Source organism: Amycolatopsis rhabdoformis, assembly GCF_035918295.1.
GTDB lineage: Bacteria > Actinomycetota > Actinomycetes > Mycobacteriales > Pseudonocardiaceae > Amycolatopsis > Amycolatopsis rhabdoformis.
The window spans coordinates 7,044,388-7,066,369 of the sequence record NZ_CP142149.1; the positions used below are offsets into that span (position 1 = coordinate 7,044,388).

Sequence of the window (21,982 nt, forward strand, 5' to 3'; positions counted from 1 at the left end):
GGCACCCGTGCGCGGGTCGTCACGGGAAGGTCACGGCACGGCGTCGAAGGCTCGTTCCGGCCGGGTCCCGGGATTAGGAGGAGTCGGCTTTTCCGACCTCCAGGAGTTAAGCTGTGAGTAATGACGGCAGTACATCTCGGGTTTCCTCGCGTTCCCGGCACACGAGGTCCGTCCGGCGCGCCCGCGGCACCCCGGCCCGACCACCCCGGTCTGCTCGACCAGTTCGGTCGCGTGGCCACGGATCTGCGGGTTTCCCTCACGGACCGCTGCAACCTGCGCTGCACCTACTGCATGCCCGCCGAGGGTCTCGACTGGATGCCCGGTGAGCAGGTACTCAGCGACGACGAGCTGGTGCGGCTCATGCGCATCGCCGTGGAACAGCTCGGGGTCACCGACATCCGCCTGACCGGCGGCGAGCCGCTGCTGCGCCCGGGCCTGGAAGGCATCGTGGCGCGCATCACGGCGCTCGAGCCGCGGCCGCGGGTTTCCATGACCACCAACGGGATCGGGCTCGCGAAGCGGGCGAAGGGGCTCGTCGAAGCCGGCCTGGACCGGATCAACGTGTCGCTCGACACCGTCGACCGCGCGCTGTTCGAGCAGATCACCCGCCGCGACCGTCTCTCCCACGTGCTGGCCGGCCTCGCCGCGGCGCGTGACGCGGGCCTGGCGCCGGTGAAGGTGAACTCCGTGCTGATGCGCGGGCTCAACGAGCACGAGGCCGTGCCGCTGCTGCGGTTCTGCCTCGACGAGGGCTACCACCTGCGGTTCATCGAGCAGATGCCCCTCGACGCGCAGCACGGCTGGAACCGCGGCGAGATGATCACCGCCGAGCAGATCCTGGCCGCGCTGGGCGAGCACTTCACGCTGTCGCCGTTCCCGGCCGCCCGAGGTGGCGCGCCGGCCGAGCGCTGGCTGGTCGACGGCGGACCCGGCGACGTGGGTGTGATCGCGTCGGTGACCAGGCCGTTCTGTTCCGCCTGCGAGCGCACCCGGCTCACGGCCGACGGTGCCGTGCGCTCCTGCCTCTTCTCCAACGACGAGACGGACCTGCGCGCCCTCGTGCGCGCGGGCGCGCGCGATCAAGAGGTGGCCGACGCCTGGCGAGCCACGATGTGGGGCAAGCTCGCGGGCCACGAGATCAACGAAGCCGGGTTCGCGCAGCCGATCCGGCCGATGAGTGCGATCGGTGGATGACATGTCACCCCAGTCCCTGGAACCGATGACCGTGCTGGTCCGCTACTTCGCCTCCGCCCGCGCGGCGGCGGGTGTCGAAGAGGAGAAGCTGAAGCTTCCCGAGGGCTCGACCGTGGCGGACGCCGCCCGCCTCGTGCGCGAGCTGCATCCCGGCCAACTGCCGCGCATCCTCGACGCGGCGAGCTTCCTGCTGAACGAGGTTGCCGTCCGTGATCAGAATCGGGCGCTCAGTGACGGAGCGCAACTCGACGTGCTCCCGCCCTTCGCCGGCGGTTAACCCTCCTGAGACCTCGCCAGACCCCGCCCAGGGGCTCACTGGGCCCTCGAACCGGCCTGTCCGGCCGGTTGGTCCGAACCACGCCGCCCGGCGCCCAAGGCGCCGTGAGCGGCCATTTTTGTTATTGCCTACTCTCCGAAGTAGTTCGCTCACGGCGTATTCCCGGGCACCCACAGAACCACTCGGCGTGCACTGGCGGACTTCGCACTGAGTGGTTTAAGGTGCCCGACTCAATGGCTGCGCGAATGGACCGTTGGCGCCTTATCGACGTGATCCAAGCCTCACGATCCGTGAAATATCTCGGGCACAAAACGGGCAGATAACGGCCCTCTGACCAGCGCAAACATGCCGATCGTGAGAGGTTGCGTGCTGTTACTGTGACGTAGGTCACATGCCGAATAATTTCCGATCACGGCTCTCGTTACGTACCGTCGCTTTTCGGTTGGCCCCGACCGACCGAGCAAGACCGGGAATCCGTAGCGCCTAGCCCTGTCCAACGGATCCCCGGACCCATACCCCGAGCGAAAGCATTTCCGGACAGGGACGAGGGGACGAAGACCGCGCGTCGTGCGCTGTCCGCGTCTGCCGCCCGGCAACGGGCGGACGGGCTCCCAACCCGGCCCTCAGCCTTCGGGCTCGTAGGTGCAGGAAAACCGAGAAGTATTCTCATGTCTTACCGAGGCAAGCACCGCAAGATGTCCGCCGCCACCCGCACCATCGCTCGCGTCGCAGTCGCGGGCATCGCGGTCGGCGCGCCCATCGCGATCGCCGCGACCCCCGCGTCGGCGTCGACGAACTGGGACGCTGTCGCGCAGTGCGAGAGCAGCGGCAACTGGAACACCAACACCGGCAACGGCTACTACGGCGGCCTGCAGTTCACGCAGAGCACCTGGAAGGCCTACGGCGGCAGCGGCAGCGCGGCGAACGCTTCCCGTGAGCAGCAGATCGCCGTCGCCGAGCGCGTCCTGGCCGGCCAGGGCGGCGGCGCGTGGCCGAACTGCTACGGCAAGGGTGCCGGCGGCTCGACCGCGGCCCACAAGTCGACGAAGTCGACCAAGTCGACCTCGAAGTCGACCGCCAAGAAGGCGACCCCGAAGAAGAGCACGAGCACCGCCCCCAAGAAGGTCGCCGCCACCCCGGTGACCGGCGTGCCGAGCTCGAACCCGAACGGTGACTACACCGTCGTGGCGGGCGACAGCCTGTCGAAGATCGCCAAGCAGCTCAACGTTCAGGGCGGCTACCAGAAGCTGCAGGACCTGAACAAGGCCTACATCCCGAACGCCGACCTGATCCTGGTCGGTCAGAAGATCGCCACCAAGTGACTCCTGGCCTCTTCGTGAGGTCTTGAGATCCTGAGGGCGCAGCGTTCGGTTGGCTGTGATCCGACGAAAGGGCCCCACCGCGAATTTCCCCCGGCGGTGGGGCCCTTCGTGGGGTCGTGACCCGTGGGGGTCGTGACCCGTGCGGGTGCGCCCGGTTCCGGCCGGTCGCACCCCGCACGAGCGGCTCAGGGTGAGTTGACCCATTCGTCGGAGCCGTCGGTGAAGTGCTGGTGCTTCCAGATCGGCAGCCGGGCCTTCACCTCGTCCACGAGCTCCGAGCAGGCCGCGAAGGCCTGACCGCGGTGTTCGGCGGCGACAGCGCACGCCAGCGCCACGTCGCCGATGGCGAGCGCGCCGACGCGGTGGCTCACGGCCACGGCCCGCACGCCCGTCCAGCCGGCGGCGAGTTCGGTCACCACCTGCGCGAGCACCTCGCCCGCGCTGGGGTGGCCTTCGTAGATGAGGTCGAGCACGCCCTTGCCACCGTCGTGGTCACGCACGACCCCGCCGAAGGTCACGACGGCGCCGGCCGCGTCGTCTTCCACCAGGCGAGCGTGTTCGTCGACCGACAGCGACTGGTCGCTGACCTCGGCGCGCAGCACGCGCACGGCGGGTGTGCTCGCCGCCGCGGCTTCGAGCAGGTCGGCCGGCAGCGTCTCCGCCGCGAGCGCGTCGGCCACCGAAGCGGAGTTCTCCGTGGCTCCCGCGGCGAACTCGGCCGCCACCGGTCGCGGGTGGTCGCCGCCGGCGAGCTGGTCCACGGCGTGGTCCAGGATTCCCTCCAGCACGCCCAACCCGTCTTTCACGCCACCGCGCGAGCCCGGCAGGTTCACGACCAGCGTGCGGCCCGCGACTCCGGCGAGGCCCCGCGACAACACGGCCGTCGGCACGTGCGGCAGGCCCGCGGAGCGAATGGCGTCCGCGACACCCGGCAGCTCGTAGTCCAGCACCTCACGCGTGACGTCCGGGGTGCGGTCCGTCGGCGAGATCCCGGTACCGCCCGTGGTCAGGACCACCGCGACCCCTTCGGAAACCGCCGCGCGCAACGCGATGCCCACCGGCTCACCGTCTTCGACGACCACCGGCGCCGGCACGGTGTACCCGCGCCCGGCCAGCCAGTCGACGAGCACCGGACCGGTTTTGTCCTCGTACACACCCTTCGCGGCGCGGTTCGACGCCACGATCACCCGTGCCTCGCTCATGACTGCCGCTCCCACGTGCCGGTCTTGCCGCCGTCCTTGCGGATCAGGCGGACGTTGTCGAGGGTCGCGGCCGGGTCCACGGCCTTGATCATGTCGTGCAGCGTGAGCCCGGCGACCGCGACGGCCGTGAGGGCTTCCATTTCCACGCCGGTGACATCGGTGGTTTTCGCCGTCGCGCTGATGTGCACCGCGTTCCCGGCCAATGCGAATTCCACTTTCACGCCGGACAACGCGATCTGGTGGCACAACGGAATCAGTTCCGGCACGCGTTTGGCACCCATGATGCCGGCGATCCGGGCCGTCGCCAGCGCGTCACCCTTCGGCAATCCGTTGGCGGACAACAAATCCACCACCTCCGCGGTGGTGTGCACGGTGCCGCCGGCGAGAGCGGTGCGCGCGGTCGCCGTCTTGCCGGAGACGTCGACCATCCGCGCGGCGCCGGTTTCGTCGACGTGGCTGAGTTCACTCACCCCAGGAGGCTATGCCAGCGCGGGTCCGGGCGACAAAAAGGCCCCGTCGCCACGGGAAGCGGCGACGGGGCCCGAAGAGCGCGACCGGCGTCAGCCGGCCTTGGCCTCCGCGCGCACGGCGTTCTTCACGGCCTCCGCGACGGCCGGGGCCACCGCGTTGTCGAACACGCTCGGCACGATGAACGACGCGTTGAGGCGGCTCTGGTCCACCACGTCGGCGATCGCGTCGGCGGCCGCGAGCAGCATGTTGTCGTCGATGTCGTGCGCCGCGGCGTCGAGCAGGCCGCGGAAGACGCCCGGGAACGCCAGCACGTTGTTGATCTGGTTCGGGAAGTCGCTGCGGCCGGTGGCGACCACGGCGGCGTGCTGCTGAGCCTCGAGCGGGTCGATCTCGGGGTCCGGGTTGGCCAGCGCGAACACCACGGCGTCCTTGTTCATGGTCGCCACCTGCTCGGCACCGAAGAGGTTCGGCGCGGAGACGCCGATGAACACGTCGGCGTCGACCAGGGCCTCGCGCAACGTGCCGGCCTGCTTGTCGCGGTTGGTGTGGTTCGCGATCCAGGTGAGGTTGTCGTCGAGGTTGCCGCGGTCGGGGTGCACGATGCCGTCGATGTCGGCGGCCACGATGTCACCCGGGTTCTTGCGCAGCAGCAGCCGGATGATGGCCGAGCCGGCCGCGCCGACGCCGCTGACCACGATCTTGCAGTCCTCGATCTCCTTGCCGACCACGCGCAGCGCGTTGCGCAGGGCCGCGACGACCACGATCGCCGTGCCGTGCTGGTCGTCGTGGAACACCGGGATGTCGAGCTGCTCACGCAGGCGCGCCTCGATCTCGAAGCAGCGCGGGGCGGCGATGTCCTCGAGGTTGATGCCCGCGTAGACCGGCGCGATCGCCTTCACGATCTTGATGATCTCCTCGGTGTCCTGGGTGTCCAGGCACACCGGCCACGCGTCGACGCCGGCGAACTTCTTGAACAGCGCCGCCTTGCCCTCCATCACGGGCAGCGCGGCGGCCGGGCCGATGTTGCCGAGGCCCAGCACGGCCGAGCCGTCGGTGACCACGGCCACGGTGTTGCGCTTGATGGTGAGGCGGCGCGCGTCCTCGGGGTTCGCGGCGATCGCCTGGCACACGCGGGCGACACCCGGCGTGTACGCCCGGGAGAGGTCGTCACGGTTGCGGAGCGCGACCTTGGGCGTGACCTCGATCTTGCCGCCGAGGTGGATCAGGAACGTGCGGTCGGAGACCTTGCGCACCTTCACGCCGGGCAGCGAGTCGAGCGCCTGGGTGATGTCCTGCGCGTGGTTCTCCGACAGCGCGTTGGCGCTGATGTCGACCACGATCGTGTCGGCGTGGGACTCGACGACGTCGAACGCCGTGAGTACACCGCCGACGCGGCCGACAGCGGTGGTGAGGTCACCCGCGGCCGTGGAGGAGGCCGGGGCCTCGACCCGGACGGTGATCGAATACCCGGGACCGGGAACCGGCATGGCACTAACTCCCCGCTGGGAAACCTGTGGTTAGGACCCTTCGAACAGTAGCCCCGTGACCGTCGCCACCTGACCCCAACCGGGTGACTGACCAGTAACCCCGGTTGTTTCCCCAGAGGTGGGGATTCAGCGGTTGATTTCCGTCTCCGGGTGCACGTAGGGCACCGCCTCGAGCGGGAAGGTGAGGTCGCCGAACGGCGACAGCGCGCCTTGGCGGTCGGATGAAAGCTCCGTCACGGGGTGCTCGCCGTCCTCGCCCGGCCAGGTGGGGTCGATGCCCGATTTCCTGCCGTTCTCGCCCTTCGCCACAACGCCCTCCATAAACCTGGTGCCGGGGTGTTCGCCCACAGTCTGCCCGAACACCCCCGGCGCCCGCTCACCCGCCCGGTATCCTGGACGTCTATGCCCGCGACCTCCTTGGCGGACTGGCTGCGTGCGGTGTCCGACGACGCACTCGCCGACCTGCTGCGCACCCGTCGCGACCTGTCGACCCCGCCGCCGTCCGACACCACCGTGCTGGCCACCCGAGCCGGCACGCCGGGTTCCGTCGCGCGTGCGTGCGAAGACCTCGACACCTTCACGCTGGCCGTGCTCGACGCGCTGCTCGTGGCCGGGGCGGACACGGCGCCGGCCGCGTTGCCCGCCGTTCAGGAGCTCATCGGAACGGACATTTCGGGTCCGCTGGCGCGCTTGCGCGCGCGGGTGTTGGTGTGGGGCACGGACGACGAGCTGCGCGTGCCCCCGGCGGCGCGCGACGTGCTGGGACCGTTCCCGGCGGGGCTCGGCGCGCCGTCGCCGGCCCTGGCGGCCACCGACCTGTCCGCGCGGCTCGCGGAGGTCGGCGAAGACGAGCGCAAGGTGCTCGCGGCGCTGGCCGCGGGCCCGCCGATCGGACGCACGCGCGACGCGAGCTTCGACGTCTCGCTCTCCGACGCCGCCACGCCCGTGCAGAAGCTGCTGGCCCGCTCGCTCCTGCTGCGCCGCGACGACCAGACGGTGGAGCTGCCGCGCGAGCTGGGCCTGCTGCTGCGCGGCGGCGCCGCGTTCGACCCGGCCACGCTCACCGAACCCGAGCTGCCCGTCCATCCACACAAGACGGACACGGTGGACACCGCGGCGGCCGGCGAGGCCATGGAGCTGTTGCGGCAGATGGAAACGCTGCTGCGCTCGTGGTCGGCCACGCCGCCGCCCGTGCTCAAGTCGGGCGGCCTCGGGGTGCGGGAGCTGCGCAAGCTCGCGAAGGACCTGGAGGCCGACGAGTCCCGGGCCTCGTTCGTGGCCGAGCTGGCCGTGGGCGCCGGGCTGGTGGCCGACAGCGAGGCGACCGCGCCGGAGTGGGTGCCGACCACGCTCACCGACTCGTGGCTGGCGTCGCCGACCGTGCAGCGCTGGATGACGCTCGCGCAGGCGTGGCTGGAGCTGCCGCGGCTGCCCGGGCTCGCGGGCGGGCGCGACGCGAAGGACAAGCCGATCGCGCCGCTTTCGGAAGACCTGCGGCGGCCGCTCGCGCCGGTCACGCGGCGGCGGGTGCTCGTGGCGCTGGCCGACCTGGCCGACGGTGCCGGCGTGAAGAGCGTGGACGAGCTGGTGGCCGTGCTCGCGTGGCGCGCGCCGCGGCGGGGTGGCCGGCTGCGGGACGAGACCGTGCGCTGGACCATGGCCGAGGCCTCCGCACTCGGGCTCGTCGGCCTGGGCGCGCTGACCACCGCCACGCGGCTGCTGCTCGAAGACGACCGCCCCGGCGCCGTCGAGTCGATGCACGACGCGCTGCCGGCGCCGGTCGACCACGTGCTGGTGCAGGCCGACCTCACGGTCGTCGCGCCGGGGCCGCTCGAGCCCGAGCTGGCCACCGCCATGGCCGCCGTCGCCGACATCGAGTCGGCGGGGCACGCCACGGTGTACCGCGTCACCGAGTCCACCGTGCGCCGCGCACTCGACACGGGCCGCACGGCCGACGAGCTGCACGCGCTGTTCCGCGGCAAGTCCGCGACGCCGGTACCGCAGTCGCTCACCTACCTCATCGACGACGTCGCCCGTCGCCACGGCCGCCTGCGCGGTGGCACCGCCGGCTCGTTCCTCCGGTGCGACGATGAGGCCCTGCTCGCCGAGGTGCTCGCGCACCCGGTGGCCGCGGAGTACGACCTGCGGCTGATCGCCCCGACCGTGCTCATCAGCCCGGTGTCGCTCGGCGAAGTGCTGGAAGCCTTGCGGGGCGCGGGTTTCGCCCCGGCCGCCGAAGGACCGGACGGCCGGGTCGTCGACATCCGCCCGTCCGGCCGCCGGCTGCCCGCGCGCGCCCGGGCCGCCCGCGCCCGCCCCGGCGAACAAGCCGTGCTCACCGACGACCAGGCCACCCGCATCGTCGCCAACCTCCGCGCCGGCGACGCGGCCACCGCCCGCCGCCGCGGCTCCGCCGTGCGCGCGCACTCCGGCGGCGGCGCGGACACCACGGCCACGCTCGAACTGCTCTCCCGCGCCACGCTCGAACGCCGCGAGGTGTGGATCGGCTTCGTCGACTCGCGCGGCACCGCCAGCCAGCGCGTGGTGCGCCCCATCCGCGTGGGCGGCGGCGTACTGGAGGGCACGGATCACGAGCGGTATCCGTTGCACCGCATCACTTCCGCCGCGATCGTGGAGGAGTGAGCCGCTACCAGGCGTAGGCCTCCGGGGCCGGTTTCGCGCCGTTCGGGCCCGGGGCCGGGTCCGGAAAGATGCGGGTTCGCTCACGACGGCCGCCGCCCCGGGCGAACCGCGCCGACCGAGGATCTCCTCGGTGCCGCCGGGTTCTTCGCCGCAGGCGTTGGCGGTGTCGAAGAACGTGATGCCGTGCTCGTGCGCGGTCCATCAGCGCATGACTGTCCTCTTCGGACGTTTGTGAGCCGAGATCCACGGTCCCGAGGACGAGCCGCGTGCACCGGCGCTTCGCGATGAGCCAGGCGTCCTCGGCCAACCCCGCACCGGCAGCACGCTCTGACTTCTCAGAGGTTGCGCAGGCCCTGCAGCACGCGCTCCATGAAGTCGCGGGACGAGCGGTCGCCGAGCACGAGCTCGGTCTGGTGGATCAGGACCAGGCCGATGTCGGCCATGTCGCCGACGAGGATCTTCACCACGCCCAGCGGCAGGTGCAGGTGCGCGGCGATCTCGGCGACCGAGCGCGTGTCCAGGCACAGGTCGCAGATGCGCCGGTGCTCGATGGACCGCACCCCGCGGTAGCGGCGGCCGTCGTCGCTGGTGGAGACGAGGGCTTCGAGCGCGAGGTTGTGGTCGGAGCGCGTGCGGCCGCGCGTGCGCGCGTACGGGCGCACGCGGGACTTCGCCGGTTTCGCCGTGGGAGCCGGGTCTTCGCGGGACGGCGGTTCGGCCCACGCCGCGTCGACCTCGACCTCGGCCTCGGGCGAGTACGGCTCCGCCGGGTATTCCTCTTGCGCCGCAACGGGTTCCGAGGCGTAGGGATACTGCTCCGGCTGCGCGGCAACAGGTTCCGGCGCACGCCGGCGACCGCCGGTGGTGCGCTCGGGCGGCTCGGCGAGGCGGTGCTGGGCGTCGGGCACCGGCAGGTAGCCGCCGCCGGCAGGGGCCGGACGGTGGCGCGACTCGCGGTCCGCGGTGTCGACGGCCGCACGGCGCCGGCCGCCCTGCTCGGCCTGCCGGTTCGGGACCACGACGGAGTGCCGTCCGGTCGATTCGCCGGCGGGCGCTTCGAAGTAACCCGAGGAGTACTCGGTCGGCTCGTCGTAGCCGGACGGATAGGACTCCTCGGCCGCTCGCCGGTAGTCCGCCTCGTCGCCGGGCAGCTGGTGGTAACCGGAGTGACCCGGCTCCGCCGCGGCAGCGCGCGGATAACCCGCGTCGGTGCCCGGGCGATAGCCGGCCGGCTCGTCGTAACCCGACGGATAAGACTCCTCGGCCGCCCGCCGGTAGTCCGCCTCGTCGCCAGGCAACGGGTGGTAACCGGAGTGACCGGCGTCCGCCGCACCCGCACGCAGATGGCGCGTGGGCTCGGCCGCACGCTGACGACCCGAGTCGTACGCGGCATCGGCCACCGGCTGCTGGTGGTACCCGGAGGCGTAGTCGGCGGGCCGCCGGTCCGAAGTGCGCGCGGTGTTCGAAGCGGGCAGCTGCTGGTAGCCGGTGGTGTAGTCCTCCGGCGCCGCGCTGCGCCGGCCCGGAGCCCGCGCGGCGTCCGGTTCCGGCAGTCGCTGGTACCCCGACGCGTAGGCGGCATCCGGGCTCGCGGGGTGGAAGTAGTCGGTCTCGCCGTCGGGCGGCACCTCGCGGTACGCGGCGGCCGGCCGCTGGGCGTACCCGTGCCCCGCGGCGGGCTCCTGCTCGTAGGACGCAGGATCATAGGGCTGCTGCTCGTAGGGCGCGGGATCGTCCACCGCGGACAGGTGCCGGCGCTCCGGCGCCTGGTAGTACGCCGAATCCTGCGGCACCTGCCGGTCGACGTGCGTGAGGTACGACTCGGCGTCGTACTCCTCGGCGCCGTAGTAGCTCGACGCTGTACCGGTTTCCTCCCAGTAACCCGATTCGCCGTCTTCGACCCACTCGTAGCCGTCGTCGTCGTAGTACTCGGCGGCGGGCGCGGCGGGCACGCCAACAGGAGCCGGGGCCGGCACCGGGCGGGGCGGCGGAGGCGGCACGGACGGGCGCCGGTGCGGCAGCATCGTCTTCAACGTGCTCAGCTCGAAGTGGCTGGGCGAGTCGACGCCTTCTCGTTCGGTGCCCTTGTGCAGCGCGTCCCAAGCGCCCGTGTCCTGCTCGCCGAAGCCGGAGATCCTCATCTACTAACCACGCACCCCGCCCTGGAGCTGGGCACGCAGCTCGGGCGTGATCTGCTGGCCGACGCGCTCCACGAGCAGCGTCATCTCGTACGCGACCGTGCCGATGTCACAGGTGGGCGCGGCCAGCACGGCCAGCGACGAACCGTCGGTCACCGACATCAGGAACAAGTAACCCAGCTCCATCTCGACCACAGTCTGGTTCACGCCACCGGCCTCGAAGCAGCGGGCCGCGCCCTGCGTGAGGCTCACGAGCCCCGACGCGACGGCCGACAGCTGCTCGGCGCGCTCCTGCGGCAGACCTTCCGACGGCGCGAGCAAGAGACCGTCGGCTGACACCAGCACGGCGTGGGCGGCACCGGGCACCCGGCGCACGAACTCCGTGATCAGCCAGCTGAACGTGCCCTGGCCTTCCTGGCCGGAAACGGTCACTGTCCCTCCAAACCGGTCGCACACCGCCGAACACCGCCATGATCGCCGGGCGGCCGTGAAGACGCCGTTCCAGCGTATTCACCCGCCCGACACTGTCGAGCCCGCGTCGGGCGAGCACCCGCGCACTGCGCGTACCCAGACGGACGCGCACGGCGCGAACCCATACAGGACCACGCATACGTGGGTCACTCGGTGGTGTTGCCGGCGACTGTCCGCAGCGGGGTGTCTGCGCAGGTCACCGGCGGTTCGGCTGCCCGTTCGGGCATTGCCGGCCCCGACCGTACCGAAGAGCGGGGCGGCGGCCCTACTCCGGTCGGAGGCACCACTCCCCGAAGCGGGTGAAGCACGCGGAGTTCACTCCAACGGCCGCACCCGGCTCCGGGTACTCGGGTTCTAGCCTGCCCTCAGTGCCGTGTCGTGAGCGATGGCGTGCTGCACGACCGAGATCAGCACCTGCTTGGCCGAGTCACGCTCGCGCGCGTCGCAGGCCATGATCGGCACCGACGGGGAGATCGTGAGCGCGTGCCGCACGTCTTCGATCTGGTGGTGCAGCAACCGGTCGAAGCAGTTGATCGCGACCACGTACGGCAGCTTCCGATTCTCGAAGAAGTCGATGGACGGGAACGCGTCGGCGAGCCGTCGCGTGTCCACCAGCACCACGGCGCCGATGGCACCGACGGCGAGGTCGTCCCACATGAACCAGAACCGGTGCTGGCCCGGCGTGCCGAACACGTACAGCACGAGGTCCGAGTCGAGCGAGATCCGGCCGAAGTCCATGGCGACCGTGGTGGTCGTCTTGTTCGGCGTGGCCGAAGTGTCGTCGTGGCCGACACTCGCCTCGGTCATCATGGCCTCGGTGGTCAGCGGGTCGATCTCCGAAATCGCCCCGACCAGTGTCGTCTTGCCCGAACCGAACCCACCCGCGACCACGATCTTGGCCGACGAGGTCGGACCTGTCACCTGCGGTGTGTTCGCGTCGGAGTCAAATTCTCCGAAGCCCACTGAGCACCCTTTCCATGAACTCGATACTGGGGCGGTCGCCCGAGCTCGTACTGCTGGTGGTGTGCACCAGCACCAGTCCGAGGCCCGCCACGTCACCAATGAGCACCCGCACGACACCGAGCGGCAGGCGCAGCAGCGCCGCCACCTCGGCCACCGAGCGGGTGTCGATGCACAGATCGCAGATGGACCGGTGCTCCGGCACGCGCACGCGGTCCAGCACGCGGCCCTGCTCGCTCGTCGAAACCAGCGCCTCGATGGCGAGGTCGTAGGTCGGCCTCGTCCGCCCGCGTGTGCGGAAGTACGGCCGCACCAGCCCGGAGGTCTCGACCTCGGCCACCGGTGGTTCGTCCACGTACTCGCCCGCGGCCTGCATCGGCAGCGCTTCGGCCAGCTCGTTGGACGACGGCCCCGGCGTGCCGTCGCGCTGCGCGCTGAACGCCGCGAACTCCGCCGAGTCGTACAGCGGCCCGCTCGCGCCGCCGAACAGCTCGGCACCCGGACCGCCGAGGAGGCGGTCGCGGTACTCGCTGGTGATCGGCGTCTGGCCCGCGTTCGAGTCCGTCAGCCAGTTCGGCGGCTCGCGCACCGGATCCGCGTCGGACCCGGTGGCGCGCCGAGCGCGCCATTCGCGGTCGACCCGGTCCCGGAAGGACTTCCAGTCCTCCCGGCCTTCCTCCCGCTCGGCCCAACCGCCGGTGAAATCGTCACCGAGCCGGCCATCGCCCCTCAAGCGCCCGTCGTCCACGGTCTGCTCCTGAAGTTCCCGATCCGCCTAGCGGCGGATCGCAGCGCCCTGCAGTTGCGCGCGCATTTCCGGCGTCAGCTGCTGGCCGACTCGTTCGACCAGCAACGTCATCTCGTACACGACGAGCCCGATGTCGCTGTCCGGCGCGCCCAGCACCGCGAGGCACGAGCCGTCGGAGACCGACATGAGGAAGAGGAAGCCGTTGGCCATCTCGACCACGGTCTGTGCGACCGGGCCGCCTTCGAACACCTTCGCCGCGCCGCGCGCCAGGCTGGTCAGCCCGGAGGCGACCGCCGCCAGCTGGTCGGCCCGGTCCTTCGGCAGCCCTCGCGAAGCCGCGAGCAGCAGCCCGTCGGCCGAGACGACCACCGCGTGGGCCGCGCCCGGAACCCGGTGGACGAAGTCCGTGATCAGCCACGCGAAGCTGCCCGCCACGCCGCCGCCGGCCCTGCCGTTCGGCTGCGCCGAGCCGCCCCCCGGCTGCACTGCACCCGCCCGTGTCACTGTCGCTCCTCACTGCTGTCGCTCACATACCCGGACCCGGTGACCCGTACGCCTTCGTCGTCGAGCCGGGTTTCGTCGGCCGGCCGTTCCTTCAACGAATGCCGTCCGGAGGTGTACCCACGCTGGAAGCTTGCCATCCTGTTGCGGGCCGCGGCGGCCGAGCGGGTGATAGCACCCGTTCCGGGCAGACCGGCCGTCGCGTCGGTGAACGAATTGTGCCCGTCGTCCTGAGCCGAGTCGCCGATGGAGCCCGGCACGAGGTACGCGTTGGGCACCCGCTTGGGCAGGCCCGCCTGCGTGATCTCCTCGGACTTCTTCTCCAGCAGCGACTGCGCCGCCTGCCAGCCCTCGTCCGACGCGCTGCTCCAGCCGTCGTCGGAACCGGGGTAGAGAGGTGTCGCTTCGATCGGCTCCTCCTGACGGCTCTCGAAGGCCTCGTCGATCCCGGCCGGCTCGTCGGCCACCGGCTCGTCCACGACCCGGCTCTCCGGAGCGGAAGCCCCGTTGGCCGAGGCCTCGACCGCTTCCGGCGCAGCCGGTTCGGCGGGCAGGCCGCCGAGGTCGTCGGCTCCGGCCGGTTCGCCGTCCTCACCTTCGCTGAACCACCGCGAAAGCACGGACTGGTAGATCGGCAGGCGCCGCGTGGGCACGTCGTCCTCGAGGGCCGAAGCACCGTCGTCGGCGGCCGGCTCCTGACGCTGCGGCTCCTCCGGCGCGACGTACTTCGGTTCGCGCTTCGGGAGCACCAGCGGCGGGAACTGGGTCTCCGCCAGGCTCGCACCATCCCCGTTGGACTGCTGGGTGAGCGGGGCGAGATCCTCGGCCGTCGGCCACGCCGGTCCCTCCGGCAGCGCCGACTCCGGGCTCAGGAACGGCCCGGCGGCACGGTTTCCGGCCACGAGGTCGTCGAGGCTGATCGGCTGGTCGAGCGGCACGAGGCCACCGTTGGACTGCGCCGGCACGACCGGTGCCGGCGGGGCCGCGGGCGGCGCGGACATCGGCGGCGGGGTCGAGTCGAACTGCTCGAACTGCCGGTTCATCGGCGGCAGGCTCGGGTGCGAGACCTCGTTGCGGTTCATCGGCGGCGGCGTGTGGCGCGGCATCGGGTTGGCCACGCGCAGCTGCGTGAGCAGCTCCGCCGGCACCACCACGCGGGCGATCACGCCGCCCTCGATGTCCTCGTTCTCGCGCAGCCGCACCTCGATGCCGTGGCGCTGGGCCAGGCGCGCGACCACGTACAGACCCATTCGCCGCGTCACCGACACGTCGAGGTCCGGCGGGTCGGCCAGGCGCTGGTTGACCTCCGCGAGGCGGTCCTCCGTCATGCCGACACCGTGGTCGGTGATCTGGATGGCCAGCGCCTTCTTGCGCGTGACGACCGCGCGCACTGTGACCTTCGTCTCCGGCTCGGAGAAGTAGGTCGCGTTGTCGAGCAGTTCGGCGAGCACGTGCACGAGGTCGTGGATCGCGAGGCCCTGCACGGCGACCTCGGGCACGATGCCGACCTCGATGCGGGCGTACTGCTCGATCTCCGACACCGCGGCGCCGATCACGTCGGCCGCCGGCACCGGCTTGGGCACGGACTTCGCGAGACCGGCGCCCGAGAGCACCAGCAGCGATTCACCGTTGCGCCGCAAGCGGGTGGCGAGGTGGTCGAGCTCGAACAGGCTCGCCAAGTGGTCCGGGTCCTGCTCGTCGGCCTCGAGGCGGTCGATCACGCCGAGCTGGCGTTCCACCAGCCGCTGCGAACGCCGCGAGAGGTTCACGAAGATGCCGTTGACGTTCTCGCGCAGCAGCGCCTGTTCGGCCGCCATCTTCACGGCCTGGCCGTGGACCACGTCGAACGAGCGCGCCACTTCACCGATCTCGTCGCGTGAGGTGACCGGAACCGGGTCCACTGCTTTCTTCGAGGCGTTGACCGGGTCTGGATCGTCCAGAATGGACTGAACCGTCTCCGGCAGCCTCGTGTACGCCACGTCGAGCGCCGTGGTCCGCAGCACGCGCAGCGGCCGCAGCATCAGGCGGGCGATCACGAGCATCAGGATCAGGGCCGCGATCAGTGCCGCGAGCACGATCACGCCGCCGACCCACGCCGAGCGGACCGCCGAGCTGGCCAGATCGTCGGCCTGGGTGCGCAGCTGCGTGAGCAGGTTCGTCTCGACCGCGCGCATCTTGTCCGACGCGACGGTGCTGTCCTGCCCGAGCCGCGTCGGGTCGATGTTGAGCCCTTCGCCTTGCTGGGCGAAGGAGAACGCCTGCGTCTGGATGCGGCGCCGGTCGTCGACCTCCGGGCCCGAGACCGTGTCGGAGTACAGCTGCACCTGGTCGTCGGTGGCGTTCGCGAGGAACGCCGCGATCGACGCGTCGCCGCTGGCTTCGGCCGCACGGGTCTGGTCCAGCAGGTCGCCGGGGAAGCCGTCGCGGAAGGCCGCGATCTCCAGTGCCGTGTCGCCGCGGAGCGTGAACTCCTTGGCCTCACTGATGGCCTGCGTGCTGTTGCCCAGCCGCAGCAGGTCGCGGTCGGTGACCGCGGTGGTCACTTCGCGACCCAGCTGGATCAGCGAGTTGAGAATGGAGGAGTAGGTGTCGAGCACCGCGACGTCGGAGTAGGCCGACGAGCCGACGGCCGCGCGCAGCGGGCGCAGCGCGTCGAGGCGCTGGATTCCGCGGGCGTACCGATCACTGGTCGCCTGGTCATCGGGATTCAGCGTGACCAGCGAGTTGCGCAGGTCCTCGACGTCGTGGTCGACCTTCGCGATCTGCGCGTCGAGCCCGGTCTGGCGAAGGGAGTCGCCGGAGGACAGGCGCGCGACGGCGAGGCTGCGCTCGCCCTGCAGGTCGTGGATGACCGTGGTCACCTTGCCCGCGAACGCGACCTGGTCCGCGGTGTGCCCGAACTGCACGGCCTGCTGGGCGTCGTCGACCACGCGCAGCGCACCGAGCACCAGCGCCGTGAGCGTCGGGATGATCAGGATGAGGGCGAGCTTCGACCGAAGCCGCCAGTTGTTCAGCGCGAAGACGGAACCCCGTCGTGCGGGATTCAGCCCACTCTCGCGCGCAGGGGCCCCTCCCACCCCCGCGGTGTCTTCGTTCGGCACCGCCGCACCACCATCGTCGTCCGGGTCCGAGGGACCCTGTGAATTGAAGCCTGCCGTGCCCGCAACCACTAGCCGCACGCTCCTGGCAGCCCGCCCGGGGCTTCAGCTGCCCGGGCGACGGGGGCCATTACACCCTTCCGGGTGAAAAGATCCACTTCCAGGTGCGGTTTCACGCCGCCCTGGACGCGGAATCGGTTCAGTACTTGCATGGCGTTCGGTCCCCGCACTGGTCGATCACTGGTCCATTAGGCCTAAGCCACCAGTTCGCCGACGAGTGCCGGCCCGCGCAGAGTGCCTCTCAGCGAGGCTCACTCTCACTACATCGGTGGTCCACACCTCACACTGCCGGAGCAGAGGGTAGCGAACGAGTCGGTGATTTGTAACCCTCTTGACAGCCGATCCGGAACACCCAGGTAGCGGATCAAGTGGATTCCGAGTTAGCCCCCACGTGCTGATGATCTTCGGCCGAACGGCCCTGTTCCCCTGATCGAGTGATTCACACCACTCTCAGAACGGTGATGACCACCCATTGTGATCGGTGAGTTGCTCTTCTACAGTGGCCGCGTGACTCCGGACAATGAGCCACACTCCACCAGACCCAGCACGGTCAACACCCATGTGACCTCATTCTCCAAGGAGCGGCCTTGTTTGAAACAGCCGGGAGCAGCCAGGCCAGATTCGGCCGCCGTGGCTTCCTCTCCCTCGCCATGGCGAGCGGCGTCGCACTGACCGCGAGCGGCTGCGGCCTGCTCGGCGGCTCGGACGACTCGGGCAGCGCGAGCGGCGGTTCGGGTCTCGAGAAGACGAAGATCAAGGTCTCGATCATGCCGACGATCGACGTCGCCCCGTTCCACCTCGCGGTGAAGAACGGGTACTTCAAGGACGAAGGCCTCGACGTCGAGTCCGTCGACGCCGCCAGCGGTGACGCGTCGGTGACCAAGCTCCTGTCCGGAGAGGTCGACATCGCGTACGCGAGCTACACGCCGTTCTTCATCGCGAAGAGCAAGGGCAACGCGGACATCAAGTTCGTGTCCGACGCTTCGTCGGCCGGCCCGAAGAGCACCGAGATCGTGGCCATGCCCAACGGTTCCGTGAAGAGCGTGCGCGACCTGGCGGGCAAGAAGATCGCCATCACCGCGCAGAACACCATCTGCGACACCCTGACCAAGTCCGTGATGCGCGACAACGGCGTGGACTTCTCCAAGGTGCAGTGGGTTTCCCTGCCGTTCCCGAGCATCGGTGCGGCCGTGAAGCGCGGCGACGTGGACGCGGGCTTCCTCACCGAGCCGTTCATCACCGGTTCGGCGAAGACCAACGGCACGGTGCCGATCATCGACACCGCGACCGGTGCCACGCAGGACTTCCCGACCGCGGGTTACGGCTCGCTGGGCAAGTTCACCTCGGCGAGCCCGAAGACCGTGGCGGCGTTCCAGCGGGCGATGCTGCGCGCCACCAAGGAATCCGCGGACCGTTCGAAGATCGAGCCGCTGATGGTGCAGTTCTCGAAGGTCGACGAGGCCACCGCCTCGCTCACCGCGCTGCTCACCTTCCAGTCCACTTTGGACGCCCGGCGCCTGCAGCGCGTGCCGGACCTGCTGCAGCAGTTCGGCTCGATCCCGGCCAAGATCGACGTCGCGCAGATGATCGTGGCGCAGCCGAGCGCATCCTGACGTGCGACTCGTCCGCAACCTGGTCGGCCTGCTCGGCTTCCTCCTGATCTGGGAGGTCGTCGTGCGGGCCGGCCTGATCGACCAGAACGACGTGCCGCCGCCGACGATCGTGTTCGCGCGCATCGGCGAACTGCTCGGCGACACGGAGTTCGTGCGCGACGTGATCGCGTCCGTGCTGGCGTGGCTCATCGCGATGGCCGTCTCCATCGCGGTGGCCGTGCCGGCCGGGCTGCTGCTCGGAAGCGTGCGCTGGCTGCGTGACGCGACCAAGGCGATCGTCGAGTTCCTGCGGCCCATCCCGTCGGTGGCGTGGATCCCGCTGATCCTCATCGTGGTCGGCGGCGGGCCGGAGTCGAAGATCCTGCTCGCGGTGTACGCGGCCGTGTGGCCGATCCTGTTCAACACCATCTACGCGATGGCCGAGATCGACCCGCTGCTGATCGAGACCGCGCGCTCGTACGGCACCCCGAAGTCGCGGCTGCTGACCTCGGTGGCATTGCCGCACGCGGCGCCGTTCGTGTTCACCGGCATCCGCATGTCGGCCGCGATCTCGCTGATCCTGGTGATCAGCACCGAGTTCCTCGCCGGCGCGAAGCTGGGCATCGGGCAGTTCGTGCTCGAAGCGTCGTCCGGCTCGGGCCGGATGGACCTGGTGCTGGCGGGCACCGTCGTGGCCGGGGTGCTGGGCTTCCTCGCCAACGAAGGGCTCGAACGCCTGGGCAAGCGGCTGTTCCGCTGGAGCAGCAACGACGAAGGGGACCTCGCGTGACCGTCGTCGGCAAACCGGTCGCGGCCGCTCGCGGCCGGGTGAGCCGCGGCCTGAGCGGGTTCGCCCGCAAGTGGCTGCTGTTCGTGGTGCTCGTGGTGCTCTGGCAGGTGATCACGAGCTTCACCGACAGCGTCTTCTTCCCGACGCCGACCAAGATCGTCGCGGCGGCGGTGAAGCTGTGGTTCTCGGGCCCGGCCACGCACGTGTTCCTCGGCGACGCCGTGTTCGAGCACATCCTGCCGAGCCTCGGGCGCGTGCTCGGCGGCTGGCTGCTGTCGGTGGTGCTGGGTGTCGCCCTCGGCACGGCGCTGGGGCGCTCGAAGACCGGCATGGACTACGTGGGGCCGCTGTTCGCGTTCTTCCGCGCGATCCCGCCGCCCGCGCTGGTGCCGGTGTTCATCGTGTTGTTCCACATCGGACCGGGCATGCAGATCGCCACCATCATCTTCGGCTCGGTGTGGCCGATCGTGATGAACACGGTGGACGGCGTGCGCTCGGTCGACAAGGTGAAGGCCGAGACCGCGCGGGCGTTCCGCACGCCGCGGTTCTACTGGATCACCACGGTCGTGCTGCCGGCCGCCATGCCGAAGATCTTCGCGGGCCTGCGGCTCTCGCTGTCGATCTCGCTGATCCTCATGGCGATCTCGGAGCTCGTCGGCTCGCTCAACGGCATCGGCTACGCGCTGATCGCCGCCCAGCGCGCGTACGACTTCGACCAGATGTGGGCGTGGATCGTGCTGCTGGGCATCCTGGGTTACGGGTTCAACGCGGCCCTGCTCGCCGTTGAGCGCCGGGTGCTCAAGTGGCAGCCCGGCCGTCACTAGAACTTTCGGAAGGTAGTCAGAATGTCGACCATGCTCGAGGTCTCCGACCTCAGCCACCGCTACGGCGCCGGCGACAAGGCGCACGTCGCCGTGAACGACCTGTCGTTCACCGTCGAAGCCGGCCAGCTGGCGTGCATCGTCGGCCCGTCGGGGTGCGGCAAGTCGACGCTGCTGCGCGCGATCGCCGGCCTGCTGCCGCCGACGTCGGGCACCGTGAGCCTGCACGGCGACCTGGTGACCGGCGTGCCGGACGACCTCGCCGTGGTGTTCCAGGACTACAGCCGCTCGCTGTTCCCGTGGCTCACGGTGGCCAAGAACGTCGAGTTCCCCTTGCGCTGGACCAAACTCGACAAGGCTTCACGGCGTGAGCGGGCCACCGCCGCGCTCGAAGCCGTGGGGCTGACCGGGATCGGGGCGAAGTTCCCGTGGCAGCTCTCCGGCGGCATGCAGCAGCGCGTGTCGATCGCGCGGGCCCTGGCTTCGCGCCCGGCGCTGCTGATCATGGACGAGCCGTTCGCCTCGGTCGACGCGCAGACGCGCTTCGAGCTGGAGGACCTGCTGCGGCGCGTGCAGCGCGAGCAGGGCACCACGGTGCTGCTGGTGACGCACGACATCGACGAGAGCGTGTACCTGGGCGACCGGGTGCTCGTGCTGTCGAAGTCGCCGGCGTCGATCGTGGCGGATCTGCCCGTGCCGCTGCCCGCGGAGCGCGACCAGATCACCACCCGGGAGTCGGCGGAGTTCGTGACGCTGCGCGGTGAGGTGGCGCGGCTGCTGCACGGGCCGGCTTCGGCGGTGGGCGCTTCTGCTGCTTCCACTGCTTCGGCTGCTTCAGTCGCTTCGGCGGATGAGGCTGAGCGTGACCTGGTGGAATCGGCGGCCACGGCGGCGAAGGAAGAAGCCAAGAACTGAGCTGGGTCTGGTGAGCCGGGCGCCGCGCTTTCCGCGCGGCGCCCGGCTTTTTCAGGCCTTGGCCCGCGAGTCCGGCCCGGTCTCGTCCGGGCCGATCTCCGGCAGCGTGCGCACGCCGAGCACGTTGGCGCCCACCAGCTTGCGCGTGGCGAGGTTGCCCATCGGCATGAAGGTGCTCGCCTGCACGTCGCGCCACATGCGTTCGAAGGGCAGCTTCTTCGTGTACGACATGCCGCCCAGCACGTCGACGAGGCGCTGCATCACCTGCACGGCGTTGTTGGCCGCCACGTACTTCACGACCGCGCAGCGGGCCACCCCGTCCTGCACGTCGCCGGTGAACAGGCGCCGGGACATCACGTCGTCGGCGTGGCTGCGGATGAGCGCGCGCGAGCTGTCGAGCAGGATCTGGCACTCGCCGATCACGTCCTGCAGCACCGGGTCACCCGTCTTGCCGCGCTTCTGCAGCGAGCGCACGGTCCAGTCGAGCGCACCGGCCGCGACTCCCGTGTAGACGGCCGAGAACGCCGGCATGGCCCACGCCCACACGGTTTCCAGCACCCGCGCGTCGAGGTGCTTCACCGGCAGCGAATGCACCACGGCGGAGTCCTCGACGAACACCTTCGTGAGCTCCACGTCGTTGCTCTGGGTACCGCGCATGCCCATGGTGTCCCAGGTCTGGTGGATCTTCACCCCGGGCTGGTCGAGCGCGATCTGGCAGAGCAGCAGGCGCGGGCCGCCCTCGGCGTCGTCGTAGCGCGCGGTGGTGGAGCAGTGCGTGGCGACGGCGGTGTTGGTGGCGAAGCTCTTGCGACCCGTGAGCTCGAACCCGCCCGCGACGCGCACGGCCTCGGTGTTCGAGTCCGTCATGTCGTTGCGCAGGCCCGTTTCACTGGTCACCGATGCCCAGATCAGGTTGCCCTCAGCCGCTTTCGCGAGCATCTCCGCCAGCCGCGGCGACTGCGTGCGGAGCCAGACGCTGGACCACTGGCCCAGCGGCGAGAGGTGCATCGTGAACGCGAGCGCGGTGGCGCCGTCGCCCATCGCCAGGCGTTCCAGCACCGGCAGGATCTCCGGCAGGCCGGCGCCGAAGCCGCCCAGCTCCTCCGGCACGGACAGCCGCAGGAAACCCGCTTCCCGCAGGTCGTCGTAGTTCTCGTGGGGAAAGGTGTTCTCGCGGTCGTGCAGGGCGGCGCGCTCGGCGAAGGCGTCGGCGAGCTTGCCGGCCTGTGCCACGAGTTCCTGCTGGTCCGGAGTCAGTAGAGGCTGCACCCGGCCATCCAAACAGCGTCACC

General features: G+C 70.4%; 19 protein-coding genes. 8 read left to right on the forward strand and 11 right to left on the reverse strand.

The features are described 5' to 3' along the window. Window positions 1–120 precede the first annotated feature (120 nt). The 3 genes from moaA to VSH64_RS32460 all read left to right on the forward strand — a co-directional run bounded on the left by moaA (window position 121) and on the right by VSH64_RS32460 (window position 2,793). Window positions 121–1,194: a GTP 3',8-cyclase MoaA gene (gene moaA / locus VSH64_RS32450; protein ID WP_326566555.1), complete on the forward strand. Its 1,074-nt coding sequence runs from the start codon at window positions 121–123 to the stop codon at window positions 1,192–1,194. A gap of 25 nt (window positions 1,195–1,219) precedes the next feature. Further along, a complete protein-coding gene (locus tag VSH64_RS32455) occupies window positions 1,220–1,471 on the forward strand; it encodes a MoaD/ThiS family protein (RefSeq protein WP_326566556.1) in 252 nt (83 codons plus the stop codon). Between the two features lie 668 nt (window positions 1,472–2,139). Continuing rightward, on the forward strand, window positions 2,140–2,793 hold the full coding sequence (locus VSH64_RS32460; RefSeq protein ID WP_326566557.1) for a transglycosylase family protein: 654 nt from the start codon (window positions 2,140–2,142) through the stop codon (window positions 2,791–2,793). A 185-nt stretch (window positions 2,794–2,978) separates the two neighbouring features. Here VSH64_RS32460 and VSH64_RS32465 read toward each other — a convergent pair whose 3' ends face one another. The 4 genes from VSH64_RS32465 to VSH64_RS32480 all read right to left on the reverse strand — a co-directional run bounded on the left by VSH64_RS32465 (window position 2,979) and on the right by VSH64_RS32480 (window position 6,262). Further along, window positions 2,979–3,995, reverse strand: a complete 1,017-nt coding sequence (locus VSH64_RS32465; protein ID WP_326566558.1) for a molybdenum cofactor biosynthesis protein MoaE — start codon at window positions 3,993–3,995, stop codon at window positions 2,979–2,981. Next, a complete protein-coding gene (gene moaC / locus VSH64_RS32470; RefSeq protein ID WP_326566559.1) occupies window positions 3,992–4,465 on the reverse strand; it encodes a cyclic pyranopterin monophosphate synthase MoaC in 474 nt (157 codons plus the stop codon). The genes VSH64_RS32465 and moaC overlap by 4 nt, the downstream gene beginning before the upstream one ends. A gap of 90 nt (window positions 4,466–4,555) precedes the next feature. Next, window positions 4,556–5,953 (reverse strand): NAD-dependent malic enzyme, encoded by a 1,398-nt coding sequence (locus VSH64_RS32475; RefSeq protein WP_326566560.1) that lies wholly within the window; start codon window positions 5,951–5,953, stop codon window positions 4,556–4,558. Between the two features lie 126 nt (window positions 5,954–6,079). Beyond that, complete coding sequence (locus tag VSH64_RS32480) at window positions 6,080–6,262, reverse strand: hypothetical protein (RefSeq protein WP_326566561.1); 183 nt, start codon at window positions 6,260–6,262, stop codon at window positions 6,080–6,082. A 93-nt stretch (window positions 6,263–6,355) separates the two neighbouring features. On the opposite strand from VSH64_RS32480, the gene VSH64_RS32485 reads away from it, so the two are divergent. Beyond that, a complete protein-coding gene (locus VSH64_RS32485) occupies window positions 6,356–8,596 on the forward strand; it encodes a helicase-associated domain-containing protein (protein ID WP_326566562.1) in 2,241 nt (746 codons plus the stop codon). 335 nt (window positions 8,597–8,931) lie between these two features. Here VSH64_RS32485 and VSH64_RS48565 read toward each other — a convergent pair whose 3' ends face one another. From VSH64_RS48565 to VSH64_RS32515, 6 genes are all read right to left on the reverse strand, one after another. Then, window positions 8,932–10,737, reverse strand: a complete 1,806-nt coding sequence (locus VSH64_RS48565) for a DUF742 domain-containing protein (RefSeq protein ID WP_407655576.1) — start codon at window positions 10,735–10,737, stop codon at window positions 8,932–8,934. A gap of 3 nt (window positions 10,738–10,740) precedes the next feature. Then, window positions 10,741–11,166 carry a roadblock/LC7 domain-containing protein gene (locus tag VSH64_RS32495; RefSeq protein ID WP_326566563.1) on the reverse strand — a complete coding sequence of 142 codons (426 nt, stop codon included), beginning with the start codon at window positions 11,164–11,166 and terminating at the stop codon, window positions 10,741–10,743. A 393-nt stretch (window positions 11,167–11,559) separates the two neighbouring features. Next, the gene (locus VSH64_RS32500; RefSeq protein ID WP_285972089.1) at window positions 11,560–12,168 is read right to left on the reverse strand and encodes a GTP-binding protein; all 609 of its coding nucleotides are present in this window, start codon (window positions 12,166–12,168) and stop codon (window positions 11,560–11,562) included. Then, the gene (locus VSH64_RS32505) at window positions 12,149–12,913 is read right to left on the reverse strand and encodes a DUF742 domain-containing protein (protein WP_326566564.1); all 765 of its coding nucleotides are present in this window, start codon (window positions 12,911–12,913) and stop codon (window positions 12,149–12,151) included. The genes VSH64_RS32500 and VSH64_RS32505 overlap by 20 nt, the downstream gene beginning before the upstream one ends. 27 nt (window positions 12,914–12,940) lie before the next feature. Then, a complete protein-coding gene (locus tag VSH64_RS32510) occupies window positions 12,941–13,417 on the reverse strand; it encodes a roadblock/LC7 domain-containing protein (RefSeq protein WP_370643691.1) in 477 nt (158 codons plus the stop codon). Beyond that, window positions 13,414–16,515, reverse strand: coding sequence for a sensor histidine kinase (locus VSH64_RS32515; RefSeq protein ID WP_326566565.1), 3,102 nt, complete (start codon window positions 16,513–16,515; stop codon window positions 13,414–13,416). Before VSH64_RS32515 ends, VSH64_RS32510 begins: the two co-directional genes overlap by 4 nt. Before the next feature lie 707 nt (window positions 16,516–17,222). Between VSH64_RS32515 and VSH64_RS32520 the strand changes: the two genes are divergently transcribed. From VSH64_RS32520 to VSH64_RS32535, 4 genes are read left to right on the forward strand one after another with little or no spacing between them, the layout of a single operon-like run. Continuing rightward, window positions 17,223–18,185 carry an ABC transporter substrate-binding protein gene (locus tag VSH64_RS32520; RefSeq protein WP_326838088.1) on the forward strand — a complete coding sequence of 321 codons (963 nt, stop codon included), beginning with the start codon at window positions 17,223–17,225 and terminating at the stop codon, window positions 18,183–18,185. A gap of 1 nt (window position 18,186) precedes the next feature. Further along, complete coding sequence (locus tag VSH64_RS32525; protein WP_326566566.1) at window positions 18,187–18,954, forward strand: ABC transporter permease; 768 nt, start codon at window positions 18,187–18,189, stop codon at window positions 18,952–18,954. After that, window positions 18,951–19,778, forward strand: a complete 828-nt coding sequence (locus tag VSH64_RS32530; RefSeq protein WP_326566567.1) for an ABC transporter permease — start codon at window positions 18,951–18,953, stop codon at window positions 19,776–19,778. Before VSH64_RS32525 ends, VSH64_RS32530 begins: the two co-directional genes overlap by 4 nt. 21 nt (window positions 19,779–19,799) lie before the next feature. Further along, window positions 19,800–20,690 (forward strand): ABC transporter ATP-binding protein, encoded by an 891-nt coding sequence (locus VSH64_RS32535; protein ID WP_326566568.1) that lies wholly within the window; start codon window positions 19,800–19,802, stop codon window positions 20,688–20,690. A 51-nt stretch (window positions 20,691–20,741) separates the two neighbouring features. On the opposite strand, the gene VSH64_RS32540 is transcribed toward VSH64_RS32535, so the two are convergent. Continuing rightward, window positions 20,742–21,959, reverse strand: coding sequence for an acyl-CoA dehydrogenase family protein (locus VSH64_RS32540; protein WP_326566569.1), 1,218 nt, complete (start codon window positions 21,957–21,959; stop codon window positions 20,742–20,744). Between the last annotated feature and the right edge of the window lie 23 nt (window positions 21,960–21,982).

Bases quoted from the DNA above. Each gene is read 5' to 3' on its own strand.
- moaA (WP_326566555.1), top strand. From the start codon at position 121: ATGACGGCAGTACATCTCGGGTTTCCTCGCGTTCCCGGCACACGAGGT.
- VSH64_RS32455 (WP_326566556.1), top strand. From the start codon at position 1,220: ATGACCGTGCTGGTCCGCTACTTCGCCTCCGCCCGCGCGGCGGCGGGT.
- VSH64_RS32460 (WP_326566557.1), top strand. From the start codon at position 2,140: ATGTCTTACCGAGGCAAGCACCGCAAGATGTCCGCCGCCACCCGCACC.
- VSH64_RS32465 (WP_326566558.1), bottom strand. From the start codon at position 3,995: ATGAGCGAGGCACGGGTGATCGTGGCGTCGAACCGCGCCGCGAAGGGT.
- VSH64_RS32475 (WP_326566560.1), bottom strand. From the start codon at position 5,953: ATGCCGGTTCCCGGTCCCGGGTATTCGATCACCGTCCGGGTCGAGGCC.
- VSH64_RS32485 (WP_326566562.1), top strand. From the start codon at position 6,356: ATGCCCGCGACCTCCTTGGCGGACTGGCTGCGTGCGGTGTCCGACGAC.
- VSH64_RS48565 (WP_407655576.1), bottom strand. From the start codon at position 10,737: ATGAGGATCTCCGGCTTCGGCGAGCAGGACACGGGCGCTTGGGACGCG.
- VSH64_RS32520 (WP_326838088.1), top strand. From the start codon at position 17,223: ATGGCGAGCGGCGTCGCACTGACCGCGAGCGGCTGCGGCCTGCTCGGC.
- VSH64_RS32535 (WP_326566568.1), top strand. From the start codon at position 19,800: ATGTCGACCATGCTCGAGGTCTCCGACCTCAGCCACCGCTACGGCGCC.